The sequence below is a fragment of the Empedobacter sp. UBA7611 genome, from assembly GCF_002484365.1.
GTDB classification, from domain to species: domain Bacteria; phylum Bacteroidota; class Bacteroidia; order Flavobacteriales; family Weeksellaceae; genus Empedobacter; species Empedobacter falsenii_B.
Genome location: NZ_DLJR01000037.1, coordinates 1 through 19024, shown reverse-complemented (window position 1 = coordinate 19024; position 19024 = coordinate 1). Strand labels below are relative to the sequence as shown.

At 32.9% G+C, this 19024-nt stretch carries 15 protein-coding genes and 5 tRNA genes; 15 read left to right on the top strand and 5 right to left on the bottom strand.

The annotated features are described in order from the left end of the window. The first annotated feature begins 115 nt into the window (after positions 1-115). Both B3R94_RS05295 and B3R94_RS05290 read left to right on the top strand, forming a co-directional pair. A complete protein-coding gene (locus tag B3R94_RS05295) occupies positions 116-2380 on the top strand; it encodes an aconitate hydratase (protein ID WP_280062201.1) in 2265 nt (754 codons plus the stop codon). Between the two features lie 173 nt (positions 2381-2553). Then, complete coding sequence (locus B3R94_RS05290) at positions 2554-3348, top strand: T9SS-dependent choice-of-anchor J family protein (protein ID WP_114998291.1); 795 nt, start codon at positions 2554-2556, stop codon at positions 3346-3348. A gap of 46 nt (positions 3349-3394) precedes the next feature. On the opposite strand, the gene B3R94_RS05285 is transcribed toward B3R94_RS05290, so the two are convergent. Then, positions 3395-4534, bottom strand: a complete 1140-nt coding sequence (locus B3R94_RS05285; RefSeq protein ID WP_291099129.1) for a methionine aminotransferase — start codon at positions 4532-4534, stop codon at positions 3395-3397. A 107-nt stretch (positions 4535-4641) separates the two neighbouring features. Between B3R94_RS05285 and B3R94_RS05280 the strand changes: the two genes are divergently transcribed. The 4 genes from B3R94_RS05280 to B3R94_RS05265 all read left to right on the top strand — a co-directional run bounded on the left by B3R94_RS05280 (position 4642) and on the right by B3R94_RS05265 (position 10332). Next, positions 4642-6492, top strand: a complete 1851-nt coding sequence (locus tag B3R94_RS05280) for a DNA topoisomerase IV subunit B (RefSeq protein ID WP_125348938.1) — start codon at positions 4642-4644, stop codon at positions 6490-6492. A 93-nt stretch (positions 6493-6585) separates the two neighbouring features. Then, the gene (locus B3R94_RS05275; protein ID WP_221854409.1) at positions 6586-7053 is read left to right on the top strand and encodes a hypothetical protein; all 468 of its coding nucleotides are present in this window, start codon (positions 6586-6588) and stop codon (positions 7051-7053) included. A gap of 4 nt (positions 7054-7057) precedes the next feature. Continuing rightward, on the top strand, positions 7058-9625 hold the full coding sequence (locus B3R94_RS05270) for a DNA gyrase/topoisomerase IV subunit A (protein ID WP_291062380.1): 2568 nt from the start codon (positions 7058-7060) through the stop codon (positions 9623-9625). Beyond that, on the top strand, positions 9625-10332 hold the full coding sequence (locus B3R94_RS05265) for a rhomboid family intramembrane serine protease (RefSeq protein WP_291099126.1): 708 nt from the start codon (positions 9625-9627) through the stop codon (positions 10330-10332). The genes B3R94_RS05270 and B3R94_RS05265 overlap by 1 nt, the downstream gene beginning before the upstream one ends. 75 nt (positions 10333-10407) lie before the next feature. Here the strand turns inward: B3R94_RS05265 and B3R94_RS05260 are convergent, their stop codons facing one another. After that, a complete protein-coding gene (locus B3R94_RS05260) occupies positions 10408-11040 on the bottom strand; it encodes a C40 family peptidase (RefSeq protein WP_038334971.1) in 633 nt (210 codons plus the stop codon). 218 nt (positions 11041-11258) lie between these two features. Here B3R94_RS05260 and B3R94_RS05255 point away from each other — a divergent pair. The 5 genes from B3R94_RS05255 to B3R94_RS05235 all read left to right on the top strand — a co-directional run bounded on the left by B3R94_RS05255 (position 11259) and on the right by B3R94_RS05235 (position 12291). Next, positions 11259-11330: transfer RNA gene (locus B3R94_RS05255), tRNA-Glu, on the top strand. A gap of 94 nt (positions 11331-11424) precedes the next feature. Continuing rightward, positions 11425-11679 carry a 30S ribosomal protein S20 gene (gene rpsT, locus B3R94_RS05250; protein ID WP_038334974.1) on the top strand — a complete coding sequence of 85 codons (255 nt, stop codon included), beginning with the start codon at positions 11425-11427 and terminating at the stop codon, positions 11677-11679. A gap of 12 nt (positions 11680-11691) precedes the next feature. Further along, positions 11692-11763: transfer RNA gene (locus tag B3R94_RS05245), tRNA-Glu, on the top strand. A gap of 286 nt (positions 11764-12049) precedes the next feature. Then, positions 12050-12121: transfer RNA gene (locus B3R94_RS05240), tRNA-Glu, on the top strand. A 98-nt stretch (positions 12122-12219) separates the two neighbouring features. Beyond that, a tRNA-Glu gene (locus tag B3R94_RS05235) sits at positions 12220-12291 on the top strand. A 131-nt stretch (positions 12292-12422) separates the two neighbouring features. Here B3R94_RS05235 and B3R94_RS05230 read toward each other — a convergent pair. Further along, on the bottom strand, positions 12423-14159 hold the full coding sequence (locus B3R94_RS05230) for an ABC transporter ATP-binding protein (protein WP_291099296.1): 1737 nt from the start codon (positions 14157-14159) through the stop codon (positions 12423-12425). Positions 14160-14336: 177 nt separating this feature from the next. On the opposite strand from B3R94_RS05230, the gene B3R94_RS05225 reads away from it, so the two are divergent. After that, a complete protein-coding gene (locus tag B3R94_RS05225) occupies positions 14337-15758 on the top strand; it encodes a hemolysin family protein (protein ID WP_180905690.1) in 1422 nt (473 codons plus the stop codon). Between the two features lie 51 nt (positions 15759-15809). Here B3R94_RS05225 and B3R94_RS05220 read toward each other — a convergent pair whose 3' ends face one another. Together B3R94_RS05220 and B3R94_RS05215 are read right to left on the bottom strand one after the other, a co-directional pair. Beyond that, entirely contained in the window at positions 15810-16517 is a 708-nt protein-coding gene (locus B3R94_RS05220) for a 3'-5' exonuclease (protein WP_038334981.1), read from the bottom strand. Then, complete coding sequence (locus tag B3R94_RS05215; RefSeq protein ID WP_291099123.1) at positions 16492-17697, bottom strand: serine hydrolase domain-containing protein; 1206 nt, start codon at positions 17695-17697, stop codon at positions 16492-16494. The genes B3R94_RS05220 and B3R94_RS05215 overlap by 26 nt, the downstream gene beginning before the upstream one ends. Positions 17698-17832: 135 nt before the next feature. On the opposite strand from B3R94_RS05215, the gene B3R94_RS05210 reads away from it, so the two are divergent. From B3R94_RS05210 to B3R94_RS05200, 3 genes are all read left to right on the top strand, one after another. Continuing rightward, on the top strand, positions 17833-18435 hold the full coding sequence (locus B3R94_RS05210; RefSeq protein ID WP_038334988.1) for a superoxide dismutase: 603 nt from the start codon (positions 17833-17835) through the stop codon (positions 18433-18435). A gap of 70 nt (positions 18436-18505) precedes the next feature. Then, complete coding sequence (gene folB, locus B3R94_RS05205) at positions 18506-18862, top strand: dihydroneopterin aldolase (protein WP_038334989.1); 357 nt, start codon at positions 18506-18508, stop codon at positions 18860-18862. A gap of 52 nt (positions 18863-18914) precedes the next feature. Further along, positions 18915-18985: transfer RNA gene (locus B3R94_RS05200), tRNA-Cys, on the top strand. Positions 18986-19024: the final 39 nt, after the last annotated feature.

The following is a 19024-nucleotide window of genomic DNA, read 5'->3' as shown; positions in this document are numbered from 1 at the left end:
TTAGAATTGATTTAAATAAGGTTATTAACCATTTATACACGTTAAATATTAAATAATTCAGTATATTGGGGTATGTTTTTTGATAAATTAAAACCAATTAAATAAATCAATTATTATGGCATTTGATATAAATATGATTAAAGGCGTTTATGCCAAAATGCAAGAACGAGTAGATGCTGCGAAAACTATCGTAGGTCGACCTTTAACGTACTCAGAGAAAATTTTATATGCTCACTTGTTTGACGGAAAACCAACGCAAGCGTATACTAGAGGAGAATCTTATGTAGATTTTGCGCCAGATCGTGTAGCAATGCAAGATGCAACTGCTCAAATGGCTTTGTTGCAATTTATGCAAGCTGGAAAAACCAAAACGGCTGTTCCTTCTACGGTTCACTGTGATCACTTGATTCAGGCTAAAGTTGGGGCAAAAACCGATTTGCAAGAAGCAATCAATAAATCATCAGAAGTATTTAATTTCTTAGAATCAGTTTCGAATAAATATGGAATTGGATTCTGGAAACCAGGTGCAGGAATTATTCACCAAGTAGTATTAGAAAACTATGCATTTCCAGGAGGAATGATGATTGGTACCGATTCTCACACGCCAAATGCAGGTGGATTAGGAATGGTAGCAATTGGTGTTGGTGGTGCCGATGCTGTTGATGTAATGTCTGGAATGGCTTGGGAATTAAAAATGCCAAAATTAATCGGAGTTAAATTAACAGGTAAATTATCTGGTTGGGCTGCTCCAAAAGACGTTATCTTAGAAGTTGCTGGACGTTTAACTGTAAAAGGTGGAACAGGAGCAATTGTAGAGTATTTTGGAGAAGGAGCTGAGTCTTTATCTGCAACAGGTAAAGGAACAATTTGTAACATGGGTGCAGAAATTGGAGCAACAACTTCAATCTTCGCTTATGATGATGCTTCAGAAAGATATTTAAGAGCAACTGATCGTAATGATGTAGCAGATGCTGCAAATGCTCACAAATCTTATTTACGTTCGGATGATGAAGTTTATGCAAATCCAGAAAACTTCTATGATCAATTAATTGAAATCAACTTATCTGAATTAGAGCCTCGTTTGAATGGTCCTTTTACGCCAGATTTAATGACACCGGTTTCTAAAATGAAAGAAACTGCAGCAGCAAATGGTTGGCCTTTAGATGTTGAATGGGGATTAATCGGTTCTTGTACAAACTCTTCTTACGAAGATTTGACGCGTGCTGCTTCGATTGCGCAACAAGCTTTAGACAAAGGTTTAGAAGCAAAATCATCTTTCGGAATTAATCCAGGTTCAGAGGTCGTTCGTTATACTGCTGATCGTGATGGTTTATTAAAAACTTTCGAGGATTTAGATGCAGTTATCTTTACAAATGCTTGTGGACCTTGTATTGGTCAATGGGATCGTGAAGGAGCGGATAAAGAAGAAAAAAATACAATCGTTCACTCATTCAACCGTAACTTCAAAAAACGTGCGGACGGAAATCCAAATACATATGCTTTCGTAACATCACCTGAAATGGTTGCGGCTATTGCAATTTCTGGACGTTTAGATTTTAATCCATTAACAGATAAATTAATCAATAAATTTGGTGAAGAAGTAATGTTAGATGCTCCAAAAGGAGAGGAATTACCAACAAAAGGTTATGCTTACGAAGATAATGGATATCAAGCACCAGTTGAAGACGGTTCTCGTGTAGAAGTGATCGTAAATCCAAATTCTGAGCGTTTACAATTATTAGAAGGTTTCAAACCTTGGAATGGTGAAAATATTATTGGAGCTAAATTATTAATAAAAGCATTTGGTAAATGTACAACTGACCATATTTCTATGGCTGGACCTTGGTTACGTTTCCGTGGACACTTAGATAATATTTCGAATAACACGTTGATTGGTGCTGTAAATGCATTCAACCAAGAAACTAATTCAGTTAAAAATCAATTAACAGGAGAATACGGACCAGTTCCAGACACTGCACGTGCATATAAAGCGGCAGGTGTGCCTTCTGTAATTGTTGGTGACGAAAACTACGGAGAAGGTTCTTCTCGTGAGCATGCTGCAATGCAACCGCGTCATTTAGGTGCTGTAGCAGTATTGGTACGTTCTTTTGCACGTATCCATGAAACAAATCTTAAAAAGCAAGGAATGTTAGCGTTGACATTTGCGGACAAAGCAGATTATGATAAAGTACAAGAAGATGATACAATCAACTTTATAGACTTAACAGAATTTGCGCCTGGAAAACCTTTGACAATCGAGTTTGTTCATGCAGATGGATCGAAAGATTTAGTTGTTGCAAATCATACATACAATGCACAACAAATTGAATGGTTCAAAGCTGGATCAGCATTAAATTTAATTAAAGCGCAACAAGCGTAATAATTAATTCAATTATAAAAGTAAAAGCCGATCTAGAAATACATCGGCTTTTTTTATTAAAAATATTTTTTCCTATTTAAAATTGAATAATATTTAAAAATAGTTACTTTTTTCTTAATTTTTTATGTTTGTTGTTGTTGAATTATTAAGTTTACAGTTAAACACATAATAATATGATTAAAAATTTATTTTTTATAGGATGTCTATTTTTGACTCCTCAACTTTTTGCACAAACAATCGTTTTTGAAGAAAACTTTGATACCCCAGAAAGACAAGCATTGTGGACGATTGGAGAATTAGATGGAGACGAAGATACTTGGGAGTTTGTAGATGCTGCAGAAGCTGAAACTCCTTCTTTTAGTGGTTCTTTTGCTTGGTCTTGGTCATGGTTTTTTGAGGCTTTAACACCTGATAATACATTAACAAGTCCAGTTTTTAAAATTCCTGAAGGAAACAAAACAGAATTGACTTTTAAGGTTTCTGCAGCAGATAATGAAGAAGGTTTTTTTGAAGAACATTACGCGGTTTATGTAATTTCTGCAAATTCAACTTTTACTGGTACAGAAACAGCAGCTTTTGAAGAAACATTAGATGCTGGATATTTTGATGTTGCTAAGACAGTTAATGTAGATATTTCAAAATATGCTGGACAAGATGTTCAATTGGTATTCAGACATTATAAATGTACAGATATTTTATACATTGGTTTAGATGATGTAAAAGTCACGCAAGAAAAATTAGCAACTTCTGATCTTAATAAATCAACTATTTCTGTTTATCAAGATAATGGATTGGTTAAAGTTTCAGGAATAAACGATGTCAAAAAAATTAAAATATTTGATATGTCAGGTAATCTTGTTAGAGAGGTAAATCAATCAGAGGCGAATATTTCCGCTTTACCAAAAGGAATTTATATCGTTAATTTCTATTCTGGAGATAATGTTATTTCAAGAAAAATTGTAAAATAATAAAATTGTAAAAACGAGCTTTAGAAATAGGGCTCGTTTTATTTTTCTACAAATTCTTCAAATTTTCTAAAGCCATTAAAAGTGTTTCATCCTTTTTAGCAAAACAAAATCGAATGACTTTGTTATCTGTTTTATCATGGTAAAATGCCGAAATTGGTATCGTTGCAACTTTATTTTTGATGGTTAACTGTTTTGCAAATTCATCATCAGGTAAATCACTTATTTTAGCATAATTTGCACTTACAAAATAAGTTCCTTCACAAGGCAAAACTTCAAAATTTGTTGAAGTTAAACCTTTAACAAATAAATCTCTTTTTTGTTGAAAAAAATCATTCAAATACAAGTAATGATCTGGGTTTTCTAAATAATCTGCAATTGCATATTGTGATGGTGTATGGGTAGAAAACGTATTAAATTGATGACATTTTCTAAACTCTTTCATTAATTCTTTTTCGGCTAAAATGTAACCGATTTTCCAGCCTGTAATGTGAAATAATTTTCCGAAAGAACCTACGATGAAAATCTTGTCTTTTACTGATTTTAATTTTGCAAAACTTTGATGCGATTTTCCATCAAATGTAATGTGCTCATAAACTTCATCTGCAAGCAAATAACAATTTGAATCTTTTAGGATTTGTTCAAATTGTTTTAAATCATTTTCGGATAAAATTTTTCCAGTTGGATTATTCGGATTATTAACGATAATTAATTTCGTTTTATCATTAATTTTTTGCTTCAATTCTTCAAAATCGATTGAATATTCAGGATATTTCAGCTGAATTGGAATAATTTTTCCTCCAAATAATTCGATAGTTGGTTGATATAAATCGTAAGCAGGCTCAAAAATAATCACTTCATCATTTGGGAGAATTAATGTAGAAATAACATTAAAAATAGCTTGACTTGCACCGCTTGTAATGTTAATTTCATTCTGAAAATCGTAATCAGATTGATAAAGATTAGAATATTTTTCTGAAAGTAATACACGCAATTTTTCGACGCCAGTCATTGGCGCGTACTGATTGTAATTTTGTGTTGAATAATAATTTAAACGACTAATTAATTCAGAATCTGCATTAAAGTCAGGAAAACCTTGCGCTAAATTAATCGCTTGATGTTCATTTGCCAATTGACTCATTACCGAAAAAATGGTTGTCGAAACATTGGGTAGTTTAGATTTTATCATATTGGTAAATTAGGTCGTTTTTGCTCAAAATCAAAACAATGAACCTTAATATTTTTAGGAAATTTTTTCTTATTTTTGTAAAACTCGTTTAACACTCAACAACTCAAATGTCAGAATTAGATCAACAAGTAAATTATACGGAAGACAATATCAAAACCCTTGATTGGCGCGAACATATTCGCATGCGACCTGGGATGTATATTGGGAAGCTGGGAGATGGTTCGTCTCAAGATGATGGAATTTATATTTTGTTGAAGGAGATTGTAGATAACTGTATCGATGAATTTGTGATGGGTGCAGGAAAAACAATCGAAATTAATCTGCGCGAAGATGAGGTAACGGTTCGTGATTATGGACGTGGAATTCCGCTTGGAAAAATGGTTGACGCCGTTTCTAAGATGAATACAGGTGGTAAATATGATTCACAAGCTTTCAAAAAATCGGTTGGTTTAAATGGTGTTGGTACAAAAGCTGTAAATGCGTTATCAACATCGTTTCGAGTGCAATCTATTCGAGATGGAAAAACACGTATTGCAGAGTTTGAGCAAGGGATTTTAGCAAATCAAGAAGATGAAAAAGAAACATCTTTACGAAAAGGAACTAAAATTACATTTATCCCAGATAAATCGATTTTCTTGAATTTTAAATTCAGAAAAGAATATGTAGACAAAATGTTGAAAAACTATGTTTACTTAAATCCAGGATTGAAAATTATTTTCAATGGAGAAGAATTCTTTTCGAAAGACGGATTGAAAGATTTATTGAATGATAATATCGAGGAAGAAACAATTTATGATATCATCCATTTGAAAGGAGAAGATATCGAAATTGCGATGACGCACAGCTCGAAATCATATTCGGAAACGTATTATTCTTTTGTGAATGGTCAAAATACAACGCAAGGAGGAACACATTTAACAGCTTTTAAAGAGGCTGTTGTGAAAACTGTTCGCGAATTTTATAATAAAAATTATGATCCTGCGGATATTAGAAAATCAATTATTGGAGCAATTTCGATCAAAGTAATTGAGCCAGTTTTTGAATCGCAAACAAAAACTAAACTTGGTTCGAATGAAATTGGACCAGGAATGACAACGGTTCGCACGTTTGTAAATGATTTTATCAAAACGAATCTTGACAACTTTTTACATAAAAATACAGAAGTTGCGCAAGCATTAGAACGCAAGATTAAACAATCAGAAACGGAACGAAAAGAGCTTTCTGGAATTCGAAAATTAGCGCGTGATCGCGCCAAAAAAGTTAGTTTACATAACAAGAAATTGCGCGATTGTCGTCAACATTATAATGATCCGAAAGCTGAATTACGTTTAGATACAACTATTTTTATTACCGAGGGAGATTCGGCAAGTGGATCGATTACCAAAAGTAGAAGTGTAGAAACGCAAGCGGTTTTTAGTTTGAGAGGAAAACCGTTGAATTCATACGGTTTGACAAAGAAAATTGTTTATGAAAACGAAGAATTTAATCTTTTACAAGCGGCATTAAACATCGAAGAAGGATTAGAAGATTTACGTTACAATAATGTTGTAATTGCAACTGATGCTGACGTCGATGGAATGCACATTCGTTTGTTGATTATTACATTTTTCTTACAATTTTTCCCAGAATTGATCAAAGAGGGACATTTGTATATTTTGCAAACACCACTTTTTCGTGTGAGAAACAAGAAGGAAACACGTTATTGTTATTCTGAACCAGAACGTATAAAAGCGTTGGAAGAAGTTAAAAATCCAGAGATTACACGATTCAAAGGATTAGGTGAAATTTCGCCAGATGAGTTCAAACATTTTATCGGAAAAGATATTCGTTTAGAACCAGTAATGATTGGAAAAGATCAAACCATCGAAAGTCTTTTAGAATTTTACATGGGAAAAAATACACCAACAAGACAAGAATTTATTATTAACAATTTGGCTGTAGAAGCTATTAAAAATTAGAATATTATATAAAAAACTTACTTTCTATCTAACCTAAACACCTATTTTATAAATATGAAGAAGAATAATAAAAATGTGATACAGCTCTTTAAAATGCTAAATTTCACCATCGTTATTTTAATCATTCTAAACCTTATTATGTATGCTGGTATTTTACCTTACAAGTATCACATAATACCACCTTATGTTGTTGCAATTTTTATAGCGTTGTTTATTTATGTAAGCTATAAAAGTGGAAATCAATTTTTTGCGATAGACACAAAAGGTGAAACCATAACTTTTGAAACGAAGAATGTTGGATTTTTATCCTTCTTAGATTCAAAAACGAACAAAATCGATTTACCGAAGTATAAATTGATCAAATACGATTTTCAGAAAGGAATTCTTTCAAAAAACGTTGTCTTTTATATTAACAGTAAAAAGAATCCTACCAATTTAACAAAAGTCAAATTTCGTTTAGCATTCATTTCTAACCGAAATATTAATATTATTTTGACTGAATTAGACAAAATTGTGGAGTCTAATTGTATGGTCAAAAACAATGTAGAAGTAGCTATTTAACATGATGCAAGACAATCAAGAGAGCATCAAGAAGGTTTCTGGTATGTACCAAGAATGGTTTCTTGACTATGCCTCTTATGTAATTTTAGAACGAGCAATTCCATCTATTTATGATGGGTTGAAACCAGTTCAGCGTAGAATTTTACATTCAATGCGCGAGTTGGAAGACGGACGATATAACAAAGTTGCGAACATTGTAGGAAATACGATGAAATATCACCCGCATGGTGATATGGCGATTTCTGATGCAATGGTTCAAATTGGTCAAAAAGAATTGTTGATCGATATGCAAGGAAACTGGGGAAATATCTATACTGGTGACCGAGCGGCTGCGTCGCGTTATATCGAAGCTCGATTGACTAAATTTGCGTTAGAAGTTGTCTATAATCCAAAAACTACAAAATGGCAACCTTCTTATGATGGTCGAAATAAAGAACCAATCGATCTTCCAATCAAATTTCCTTTGCTTTTGGCACAAGGAGTTGAAGGAATTGCAGTTGGTTTGTCAACAAAGATTTTACCGCATAATTTCAATGAGTTAATTGATGCGTCAATTTTACATCTGAAAGGAAAGAAATTTCAAATTTTTCCAGATTTTTTAACTTCTGGTTTGGTTGATGTTTCCGATTATAATGATGGATTACGTGGAGGTAAAGTGCGTATTCGTGCAAAGATTTTGCAAGAAGATAAAACGACGCTAAAAATCACTGAAATTCCGTACGGAACAACGACAGGATCTTTGATTGATTCGGTTTTGAAAGCCAATGATAAAGGTAAAATCAAGATCAAAAAGATTGAAGATAATACAGCGGCTGAAGTTGAGATTTTAATTCATCTTGTTCCAGGAAGTAGTCCAGACAAAACAATTGATGCATTGTATGCATTCACGGATTGCGAGATTTCTATTTCGCCAAATGCGTGTGTGATTAATGAACAAACACCAGAATTTTTAACAGTTTCTGAAATTTTAATTCACAATACAAACAATACAGTTGAATTGTTGAAAAAAGAGTTAGAAATTGAGTTAGATGAACTGCAAGAACAATGGCATTTTTCTTCGTTGGAACGAATTTTTATCGAGAATAGAATTTATCACGATATTGAAGAAGAAGAAACATGGGAAGGTGTAATTTCTGCGATTGATAAAGGGCTGAAGCCACATATTGCGCATTTAATTCGTCCAGTTACGGAAGAAGATATTACGCGTTTAACAGAAATTCGAATCAAACGTATTTCAAAATTTGATTTAGATAAAGCACAACAATTTATTGAATCATTAGAAGATAAAATCGAGAATGTAAAACATCATTTAGCAAATTTGATTGATTATGCGATCGATTATTTCAAAAACCTAAAGACAAAATACGGAAAAGGAAAAGAACGTAAAACAGAAATTAGAACATTTGATACGATTGATGCGACAAAAGTTGCCGTTGCAAATACACGTTTTTATGTGGATAGAAACGAAGGTTTTATCGGAACTTCATTGAAAAAAGACGAGTATTTATTCGAGTGTTCTGATATTGATGATATTGTGGTTTTCAAACATGATGGTTCGATGATTGTGACAAAAGTTGATGCAAAAACTTTTGTTGGAAAAGGAATTATTCATGTTGGAATTTGGCATAAAAATGATAAACGTACCATTTATAACTTGATTTATCGCGATGGTAAAAATGGTCCGGCTTATCAAAAACGTTTTGCTGTAACGGGAATTACTCGCGATAAAGAATATGATTTAACGGCTGGTAATAAAGGTTCGGAAGTGTTGTATTTTTCAGCAAATCCAAATGGAGAAGCCGAAGTTGTATCAATTATTTTAAAAACTCATCAACGAATCAAAAAATTAAAATTTGATATTAATTTTGCTGATTTAGCGATTAAAGGTCGTGCATCAAAAGGTAATTTAGTAACAAAATATCCAATCAAAAAAGTAGAATTGAAAGAGGAAGGAGTTTCGACTTTAGCTCCTCGTCAAATTTGGTTTGATACGGATACAAAACGTCTAAATGCTGATGGATTGGGACTTTTATTAGGTTCTTTCAAAGGTGATGATAAAATTTTAACGATTAATAAAAAAGGTGAAGCGAAATTGGTTTCGTTTGATTTGAGTAATCGTTTTGACGAAGATTTAGAGATTATCGAGAAATGGAAACCTGCAAAACCGATTTCTTGCGTGTATTATGATGCAGAAAAAGATCGTTATTTTGTGAAACGTTTCCTTTTAGAAGATACGTTTTCTCCACAAGCTTTTTATACGTTAGAAGATGGTAAATCATCAATCAAAGTTGTTTCGACCGATTACTTACCAGTTATTGAGTTGATTTTCCCGAAAGTAAAAGGTTTAGAAAAAGAACCAGAAGTGATAAATTTAGAAGAATTTATTACTGTTAAAGGAATTAAAGCGCAAGGAAATCAATTGACGACATATAAATTAAAACAGATTAATGTGTTAGAACCGCTTCCATTCGAAGAACCAGAAGAAGAGGAGGAGTCAGAAGAAGAGCCGCAGCCGACGCTATTTGATGCGATTGAGGAGGATAATAATGAAGAAGAAAATATAGAAGAATAATGGGAGACATCTCTATTGTGGCATTAGTCGTTATTGGATTGAATGTTTTGGTAAGTTGGAAAGGTTTTAACGATTTAGCTTTTTTTGAAAAATATAAATTCCAAGTAGGGTCGATATTATATAATAAGGAATACTATAGAATTTTAAGTTCAGGATTTTTACATGTTGATTTTACTCATTTGTTATTCAATATGTTAACTCTTTACTTTTTTGCGAATCCTGTGATTGCTTTTTTTGCGAGTCCAGAAGGATTTTTGTTAGGCGACTTCTCGAATGCAAAACTAAATGTAGGTTACGGAATGTTTCTTTTAGTTTTTTTAGCAGCGGTTATTAGCGGAAATCTTTTGTCTTTGTTGATTCACAAGAAAGAAACTTTTTATTCGGCAGTAGGAGCTTCTGGTGGAGTGACAGGGGTTTTATTCGCTGCAATTGCAGCTTTTCCTGAAATGGAATTAAGATTATTTTTTGCTTTACCAATTCCAGCCTGGATTTTCGGGATCTTATATTTAGGATATTCAGTTTATGGAATGAAAACTAATTTAGGGAACATCGGACATTCAGCGCATTTAGGTGGAGCAATTGTGGGATTATTATCTGCAATATTATTTTACCCAACTATTTTACAAATCAATACATATTATATTTTAGGAATGATTGTTCCATTAGTTGTATTGTTTGTGATGATTTTACGAGAACATCGAAAATAAAAAATAAGACAAAAAAAAGCATCAAGATTACTTGATGCTTTTTTTATATGATAATGAAATTATACTATTATAATATTATAATATTCTTTTTACATATAAGAATTTTGGTCCCCAATATCTATCATTTAAAGAAGATACCATAACGCCTTGAGAAGTAGATGAATGAATGAATTCTAAAACTCCATCTTTATTTCTTCCATGAACAATTCCTACGTGCGAAACTCTACCGCGACCTCTTGTTGCAAAGAAAACTAAATCTCCTTCTTTTGCTTCGTCTGTACTAACTGTAAAACCTTCTCTTGCCTGATCTGCAGATACACGAGGTAAATTTTTATTGAAAGTCTCGAAAACGTTTCTAACAAAGGCAGAGCAATCAATACCACTTCTTGTTGTGCCTCCGTATCGGTAAGGTGTACCAATATACGTTTCTGCTTCTTTTAATAAAAATCCTGCAAACAATTCATTCGTTTCTTCTAAAACGCTGTTTAACACGACCATAGATTTCGCTTCATCGTTAATTTCTATTGGTGTAACATCTAAATTGGCATGTTTATTGATTATTTTAGCTTGAGCTTCAATAGCTCTTGGTTTCGGTACGAAACTTCTCGAAGAATATTCTGTAGCTTCACTAACTGGGGTTAAAGATGAACATGATGTAATAAACATCGTGCAAACCACTGCAGCTACACCTAATATCGATGCTTTCATATATTGAGTATTCGTTTGTATAAATTTTAATAGCACCGCTAAAGTAATTGTTAAAAATATAACTCATTATATATAAGAGATGTTTTGACAAAATATTAACTTCCTTAACATTTTTTAACAAAAATCTATTCAAAAAAACTTTCAAATAAATTTGGAACTACAAAAAATAGTTCTACATTTGCACTCGCTTTTCACAACAAGTGGTTAAGCCGTCATGCGGCCCATTCGTCTAGTGGTTAGGACATCAGGTTTTCATCCTGGAAACAGGAGTTCGATTCTCCTATGGGCTACATAAAAGTGTTTTAGAAAATTATTAAATTAATTTGGCGAGATAAAATATTTGTTTATATCTTTGCCGAACTAAAATAGAAAGAGATTTAAGTTATGGCAAATCATAAGTCAGCATTAAAAAGAATTAGACAATCAGCGGTAAGACGCGATCGTAATAAATATTATCACAAATCAGCTCGTACAGCTATTAAAGCTTTAAGATCTGAATCTGATAAAAATGAAGCAGAAACAGTTTTTCCAAAAGTTTCTTCAATGATTGATAAGTTAGCAAAAAGAAACATTATTCACAAGAATAAAGCTTCAAACTTAAAATCAAAGTTAGCGAAACATATTGCGGGATTAGCTTAATAAAATAAAAGTGGTCCCTTCGTCTATCGGTTAGGACACTAGATTTTCATTCTAGAAAGAGGGGTTCGATTCCCCTAGGGACTACAAATTAATAGATGGATTGCATTATTGCAATCTTTTTTTTCCTTGTTCATAGTTGTTGATTTTTTAAACAACCAGTAGAATACTGTGTAAAGGAAATTGTTTTTTGTGTTTTGTTTGTAAAGGTTAATCATAATGTTTAGATGATTAATCGGGAATGAAAATGTCGCTGTATAATTCAACTTGGTTCAAATTATTAGAATTATACATCGACTTTTCTACAACTCCCAACACAAAATGACGTTCATTCAAAATAAAGAATATTCGAATTAATTAATTCATATTAAGTGGTCCCTTCGTCTATCGGTTAGGACACTAGATTTTCATTCTAGAAAGAGGGGTTCGATTCCCCTAGGGACTACAATTTGACTTGATTAAAAAAAATAGTATAAAATTTTCGAAAATTGTTTGGTAATAAAAAATAAACGTTTATTTTTGCACCACAATAATACGAAAGGAGGTCCCTTCGTCTATCGGTTAGGACACTAGATTTTCATTCTAGAAAGAGGGGTTCGATTCCCCTAGGGACTACAAAAAAGCATTCAGATTTGGATGCTTTTTATATTTTGAAATAGTTTAGTTTATATTGATTTATTGCGATCAATAAAAAAGCGTTTGAGGAAATAAACTTCAAACGCTTTTTGCTTTTATACAGGTTCCTTTTATAGCTTTGGAATCGCTTCGATCAATTCTTTAGTATAGTTTGTTGTCGGATGCGCATAAACCTTGTCTGCATCGTCCAATTCTTTCATTTCTCCGTGTTGCATCACCAATAATTGATCACTCATATATTTTACAACCGCCAAATCGTGCGAGATAAATATATAGGTAAAACCAAACTCGGTTTTCAAATCATTTAATAAATTCAAGACTTGCGCCTGAACAGAAACATCCAACGCAGAAACAGATTCATCACAAATGATAAATTTAGGATTTAAAGCCAAAGCACGAGCAATCCCGATACGTTGACGTTGCCCACCCGAAAATTCGTGCGGATATTTGTTCAAATCTTGATCTGATAAACCTACTTTTTGTAAAAGAGATGAAGCCGTTTGTAATCGTTCCGATTTATTCTGACCAATTTTATGTACTTGCATTGGCTCCGTAATAATTTGCGCAACGGTATGGCGAGGATTTAAACTTGAATATGGGTCTTGGAAAATAATCTGAATTTCTCTTCTTAATTTACGAATTTCCTCTTTTTTCAGTTTCGTAATATCTATACCATTATAATAAATTTCGCCGGCAGTTGGTTTTTCTAATAACAAAACCGTTCTACTCAAGGTTGTTTTTCCAGAACCCGATTCGCCAACCAAGCCCATTGTTTCACCTGGATAAACTTTGAACGAGATATCATCGACAGCTTTTACATTCGGGATTGTAGCGTTTCCAAATAGAGTCGAAGGATAGAAATATTTCTTCAAGTTCTTAACCTCTAAAATTGGAGGATTTACATAAATTTTTTCGTGAAAAGCTTCGCGTTCTTCTTCTGTATAGATTTCAGTTTTGAAATTTGGATTTTCTAAGAAATCTTTCACCGTAGGTAAACGTTTTGCGCGTTCATCCAATCGAGGTCGACAAGCAATTAAACCTTTTGTATAATTTTCTTTCGGATGATTAAAAATAGTTTCAACATTTCCTTGTTCTACAACATCACCACGAAACATCACCAAAATTTCTTCGCAAACATTTGCAATTACACCCAAATCGTGAGAAATAAACAACATGCTCATGTTATTTTTTTCTTGTAATTCTTTCAATAAATCTAACGTCGCTTTTTGCACCGTAACGTCCAAAGCTGTTGTAGGTTCATCCGCAATCAATAATTTCGGCTCGCAAGAAATCGCCATTGCTATCATTACACGTTGCTTTTGTCCGCCAGATAATTCGTGCGGATAGGCTTTATAAATACGTTCGGGATTTGGTAATTTTACTTGTTCAAAAAGATGAAGAACTTTCTTTTTAGCTTCTTCTTTCGATAAATTTTGATGCAAACGAATCGCTTCTTCCACTTGTTCCCCGCAACGTAAACTTGGATTTAGAGAAGTCATTGGTTCTTGAAAAATCATTCCGATTTCATTTCCTCTTATTTTTTCCAGTTCTTTAGGCGAAAGTTTAAGCAAATCTATCATTTTATCATCTTGACGAAAAAGAATTTCACTTTCGGGATGAATTGTTGCATTAGGAGACAATAAACCCATAATAGCTAATGAAGTTAACGACTTTCCAGAGCCAGATTCTCCAACAATTCCTAATGTATCACCTTGTTCTACTTTGAAATTGATGTTATTCAGAACTTGTTTATCTCCAAAAGAAATCGATAAATTTTTGACTTCGATAATATAATGTAAATCTTGCTTTTGCATGGCAAATTGTTGCTTGGTAAATGAAGTGGAAATTTAGTGATTTTTTAGTCATTTTCTCGAATCAATAATTTCTAAGATTTTGTATTTATAAATTTTGTAATTTTGCTACGAATCAAAACGTTGTGATTTTTAATTTTTTTTATTAATTTAGATGTATTGATTTACTGACTTATAAAAACTTATAACAAGTCAGTCTTTTAAATTCGAAGAATGGATACATACTCCCAGATTTCGACATTGTTTTTAGTCGCTAATCACAATGTCGCCGATGAAATTTCTGTAGCAAAACTTTTGCTTACAATTTTCCTTGTTTTATTAAATGGTTTTTTCGTTGCAGCCGAGTTTGCAATTGTAAAAGTACGTTCGTCACAAATTGAAGTTAATCAAGATATTAACGAAAGAACTTCAAATGCTGCAAAACGAATCGTTAATCATTTAGATTCTTATCTTGCCGCAACACAGTTAGGTATTACATTAGCTTCGCTTGGTCTTGGTTGGGTTGGAGAAAGCTCTTTAACGCCTGTAATCGTAAAACTTTTTGAAGTAGTTGGTTTAACTTCTCCTTCTTGGACAGCGATTGCGCATAATGTTGCATTCCCAGCAGCTTTCGTTATCATTACTATTTTGCACATTGTTTTTGGTGAGTTAGCGCCGAAATCTATTGCGATTCAGTATCCAACAAAAACTACTTTTACAGTAGCTTGGCCTCTTCGTGCATTTTATTTTGTTTTCAAACCTCTTATTGTTTTAATGAATGGTTTGGCAAATGTAATTCTTCGTGCGATTGGAATTCATCCTATTCATGGAGGTGAAATTCACACAGAAGAAGAGTTGAAAATGATTATTACAGAAAGTTCTGAAGGTGGAGCAATTGAGGAGTCTGAGCGTAATTTAATTCAAAATGTGTTTGAGTTTGATGATCGTCGTGTGATGAATATTCAAACTTTACGAAAAAATGTTTCTGCAATTAATATTAATACTTCTGTAAAAGATGCATTAGATTATGCGATTAACGAAGGTTATTCGCGTTATCCAGTTTACGAAGAAGAATTTGATAATATAAAAGGTGTCATATACGCAAAAGATTTAATCAAGCAATTGTTAGAAAATCCAAATCAAACTGAAATTGAAGGATTGTTGCGTGAGCCAATTTTTATTTCAGAAAATGCGTTGATTAAAAATGTAATGAAACAATTTCAGAAAAAACATATGCAAATTGCAATTGTAACAAATGAAGTTGGTGAAGTTGCAGGAATTGTTTCGATGGAAGATATTTTGGAGGAGTTGGTTGGAGAAATTCAAGACGAATATGATAACGAAGATCCGATAGTTTCTCGTGTTTCTGAAGGTGTTTATAATATAAATGCACACAACGCGATAAGCGATATTAATCGTTTAGTACCGTTTAGATTCGAAGAAAGTGAACATTATGATACGTTGGCTGGATTGATTTCTGAATGTTATCCTGATAAAGAATTAACGGAAGGAGATTTGATTGATTTGGAAGAATATACAGGAACAATTATCAAAATGTACCGAAATTCTGTTGAGCAAGTTCAATTGAAAGTGAAAGATGAATTGATTGAAAACTTTCGCGACGAACCAGATTCAGCAGAAGATGATGAAAATTAATCATTAAAAAATATAGAACAAAAATCCGCTCATTAGCGGATTTTTTTGTTTTTATAAATCTTCTTTTCGTTGTAAAGGTTGATCGTAGCGCATTTTTCGGAAAACATTAATCAAGGTTACAACATCTTTTTCACAATAATCTTTGATGCGTTCTACATTGTTTTCATCGTAATAAACTCGTGCAACTTGTGAACCATCGATATCATCTTTTGGTGTTGGAATTTCGAAAACATTTGCCAATAAATCTAACGATGTAAAGTTCTTGTAATCGCCAAATTTCCATAATTCCATTGTATCCAAATGCTGAACTTCCCATGGCTTTTTACCAAATAATTGCAAAATAGCTGGAATTTCAATTTGATTAATCATCATTCGGCGAGCGATGTACGGAAAATCAAACTCTTTTCCGTTGTGTGCACATAAAATATGATCAGGCTTGAAAAAATTTTCAATCAACATTGAATTAAAATCTTCTAACAATTTCTTTTCGTCGTGACCATAAAAACTTTTGATATGAATAAAAGAATCTTTAACTACAATTCCGACTGAAATGCATACAATTTTTCCAAATTCAGCCATAATTCCAGCACGTTCGTGGTAAAATTCTTCAGGAGAAATTTCATTATTATTGCGTTGATAAGCCGTTTTCTTTTCCCAAAGAGCTTGTGTTCTTTCAGACAAAAGATTCCAATCATCGGTTTGTGGAACCGTTTCGATATCTAAAAATAATATTTTACTGTAAGGAATTCGTTGGATCATTTTCTTTCACTTTTTGATTAATTCGCATTGCTTCGTCTACCAATCGGTAAACATCGCCATCTGCAATTGGATGATTGTTTGGTTGATCATTATGCGTTTTTCCAGTTCGAACAACAACTAATTTTTCTGAAGGAATTACAATGATACGTTGTCCCAAATGTCCTAACATTGCATAAAAAGGCGTTTTGTAATTGTAATCCATCCAAACTGAATAACCATAAATTTGTGGCTCATTTGGTCCGAATGCTTTTTTGTTTGGTAAAACCATTTTCTGAACAAATGCTGAATCTAAAATTTGTTTACCGTACCAATTTCCATCATTCAATAATAATTGTCCAAGTTTGGCAAAATCTCGCGCTGTTGCATTGAAGCAACAATAGGTTTTCTCCATTCCTTTCGGATTATCTTTCGACCATTGCGCATCTAATTCCATACCCATTGGTTGCCAAAATTCTTCTTGAAAATATTGTGATAACGATTTATTTTTCACTGCGCGTTCAATCACAATTCCTAATAATTGCGTGTCACTCGATTGATATTTGAAATGTCCGCCAGGTTGAGAAACAAATTTTCGATCTAACATTTGTTTAACGATATCATCACCATAATACGCTTTAGCAGTAGGATTGAGTGGGAAATAATAATCTTCGTCCCAATCATAACCAGATGTCATCGCAGATAAATCGCCAACGGTACATTCAGCTCCAAATTTATCATCTTTAAATTCAGGAATGAAATCTGTTATTTTTTGATCTAAACCTTTGATATAACCTTGTTCAATCGCTTTTCCCAACATCATTGTTGTGAATGTTTTCGCCATCGAAAAAGAATTGGTAATATCATTTTGCGCATATCCATTAAAATAATATTCGCTCAAAATTTGATTATCTTTTATAATAACTAACCCAGCAGTTCCGAAATCGTTCATCTCCTTTTCGAAATTAGCTGACAACGGAAATTGATTATAATCTAAATGTTGATGCCAAACTCGCGGTGCACCTGCCAAAATTACATTGTTATCAAAATCTTTGTAATCGTTGATATTTGCAGTGCTTTCACCTTTCATATAGGTTAATTTTACGCCACGAAAAATGTAGTCATTCCCTGTTGCATAAAGAATTAGGATTAATACACAAATGATTATGATGAACCATTTTATTATTTTCCAAAGTATTTTCATTTCAAAAATTTAGAATCTTTTACTAAAATAAGCTTTTACTATTAAATAATGTTAAAATTCTATCATTTCGGAATCATATTTGTTGAGTTATTGTGTATCTTTATACAAGAAAATTAAATCTAAAAAATAAATATTATGGCTTTTGAATTAGCAAAATTACCTTATGCATTTGATGCATTAGAACCTCATATTGACGCAAAAACAATGGAAATTCACCATGACAAACACCATGCTGCGTACACAAATAACTTGAATGCTGCTATTGAAGGAACTGATTTAGCAAATGCTACAATCGAAGAAATTTTAGCAAAAGGAACTGACAAACCAGCTGTTCGTAACAATGGTGGTGGTTTCTATAATCACAATTTATTCTGGGAAATTTTAACTCCAGGTGGTGCTAATCAACCAACTGCAGAAGTTGCTGATGCAATTAACGCTGCTTTTGGATCTTTTGAAGCTTTCAAAGATGAGTTTTCTAAAGCTGCTGCAACACGCTTTGGTTCTGGATGGGCTTGGTTAATCGTAAAAGATGGAAAATTAGTTGTAACATCAACTCCAAATCAAGATTCTACTTTGATGCCTGTTGCTGATGTACAAGGATTTCCAGTTTTAGGATTAGATGTTTGGGAACATGCTTATTACTTAAATTACCAAAACCGTCGTCCTGATTATATCGAGGCTTTCTTCTCTGTAATTAACTGGGATAAAGTTGCGGAAAGATTTGCATCTGCAAAATAATAAGGTTTAAAAAAATTAAACAATACAAGACTTGTGTAGAAATACGCAAGTCTTTTTTTATCTTTGGGCTATGGGAGTAATAATTTTAGAAAATATAAAAATATATTCGAATCACGGATGTTTGGATGAAGAAGCGCGCATTGGTTCTGATTATTTGGTTGATTTGGAAGCGCATGCAGACTTTACGAAAGCAACAGAATCGGATGAATTGGTTGATGCTTTGGATTATGTTTCGTTAAATAAAATTGTGAAGGAAGAAGTAGGTATACGTTCAAAACTTTTGGAACATGTTTGTAAAAGAGTGTTAGATCGTATAGGTCAAGAACTTACGAATGTCACGTATGCAAAAGTAAAATTATCAAAGCTGAATCCTCCTATTGGTGGGCATGTAGAAAAAGTGAGTGTTATTTTAGAAAAATCGTATTAAACTTTTTTTTTCTGAAATTATTGCTATATTTGCAATCCAAAACAACGGGAATGGTTCCTTGACCGAGAGGCTAGGTAGCGGTCTGCAAAACCGTCCACAGCGGTTCGAATCCGCTAGGAACCTCATCTAAAAAGTCAATTGTCGGATCAGTATCAAAAGTTG

What these genes read in the sequence shown, in the direction of transcription:
- B3R94_RS05280 (WP_125348938.1), top strand. Translation starts at nt 4,642, where the DNA reads ATGTCAGAATTAGATCAACAAGTAAATTATACGGAAGACAATATCAAA.
- B3R94_RS05215 (WP_291099123.1), bottom strand. Translation starts at nt 17,697, where the DNA reads ATGAAAATACTTTGGAAAATAATAAAATGGTTCATCATAATCATTTGT.
- B3R94_RS05270 (WP_291062380.1), top strand. Translation starts at nt 7,058, where the DNA reads ATGCAAGACAATCAAGAGAGCATCAAGAAGGTTTCTGGTATGTACCAA.
- B3R94_RS05275 (WP_221854409.1), top strand. Translation starts at nt 6,586, where the DNA reads ATGCTAAATTTCACCATCGTTATTTTAATCATTCTAAACCTTATTATG.
- B3R94_RS05265 (WP_291099126.1), top strand. Translation starts at nt 9,625, where the DNA reads ATGGGAGACATCTCTATTGTGGCATTAGTCGTTATTGGATTGAATGTT.
- B3R94_RS05210 (WP_038334988.1), top strand. Translation starts at nt 17,833, where the DNA reads ATGGCTTTTGAATTAGCAAAATTACCTTATGCATTTGATGCATTAGAA.
- B3R94_RS05290 (WP_114998291.1), top strand. Translation starts at nt 2,554, where the DNA reads ATGATTAAAAATTTATTTTTTATAGGATGTCTATTTTTGACTCCTCAA.
- folB (WP_038334989.1), top strand. Translation starts at nt 18,506, where the DNA reads ATGGGAGTAATAATTTTAGAAAATATAAAAATATATTCGAATCACGGA.
- B3R94_RS05285 (WP_291099129.1), bottom strand. Translation starts at nt 4,534, where the DNA reads ATGATAAAATCTAAACTACCCAATGTTTCGACAACCATTTTTTCGGTA.
- B3R94_RS05295 (WP_280062201.1), top strand. Translation starts at nt 116, where the DNA reads ATGGCATTTGATATAAATATGATTAAAGGCGTTTATGCCAAAATGCAA.
- B3R94_RS05260 (WP_038334971.1), bottom strand. Translation starts at nt 11,040, where the DNA reads ATGAAAGCATCGATATTAGGTGTAGCTGCAGTGGTTTGCACGATGTTT.
- B3R94_RS05225 (WP_180905690.1), top strand. Translation starts at nt 14,337, where the DNA reads ATGGATACATACTCCCAGATTTCGACATTGTTTTTAGTCGCTAATCAC.
- rpsT (WP_038334974.1), top strand. Translation starts at nt 11,425, where the DNA reads ATGGCAAATCATAAGTCAGCATTAAAAAGAATTAGACAATCAGCGGTA.
- B3R94_RS05220 (WP_038334981.1), bottom strand. Translation starts at nt 16,517, where the DNA reads ATGATCCAACGAATTCCTTACAGTAAAATATTATTTTTAGATATCGAA.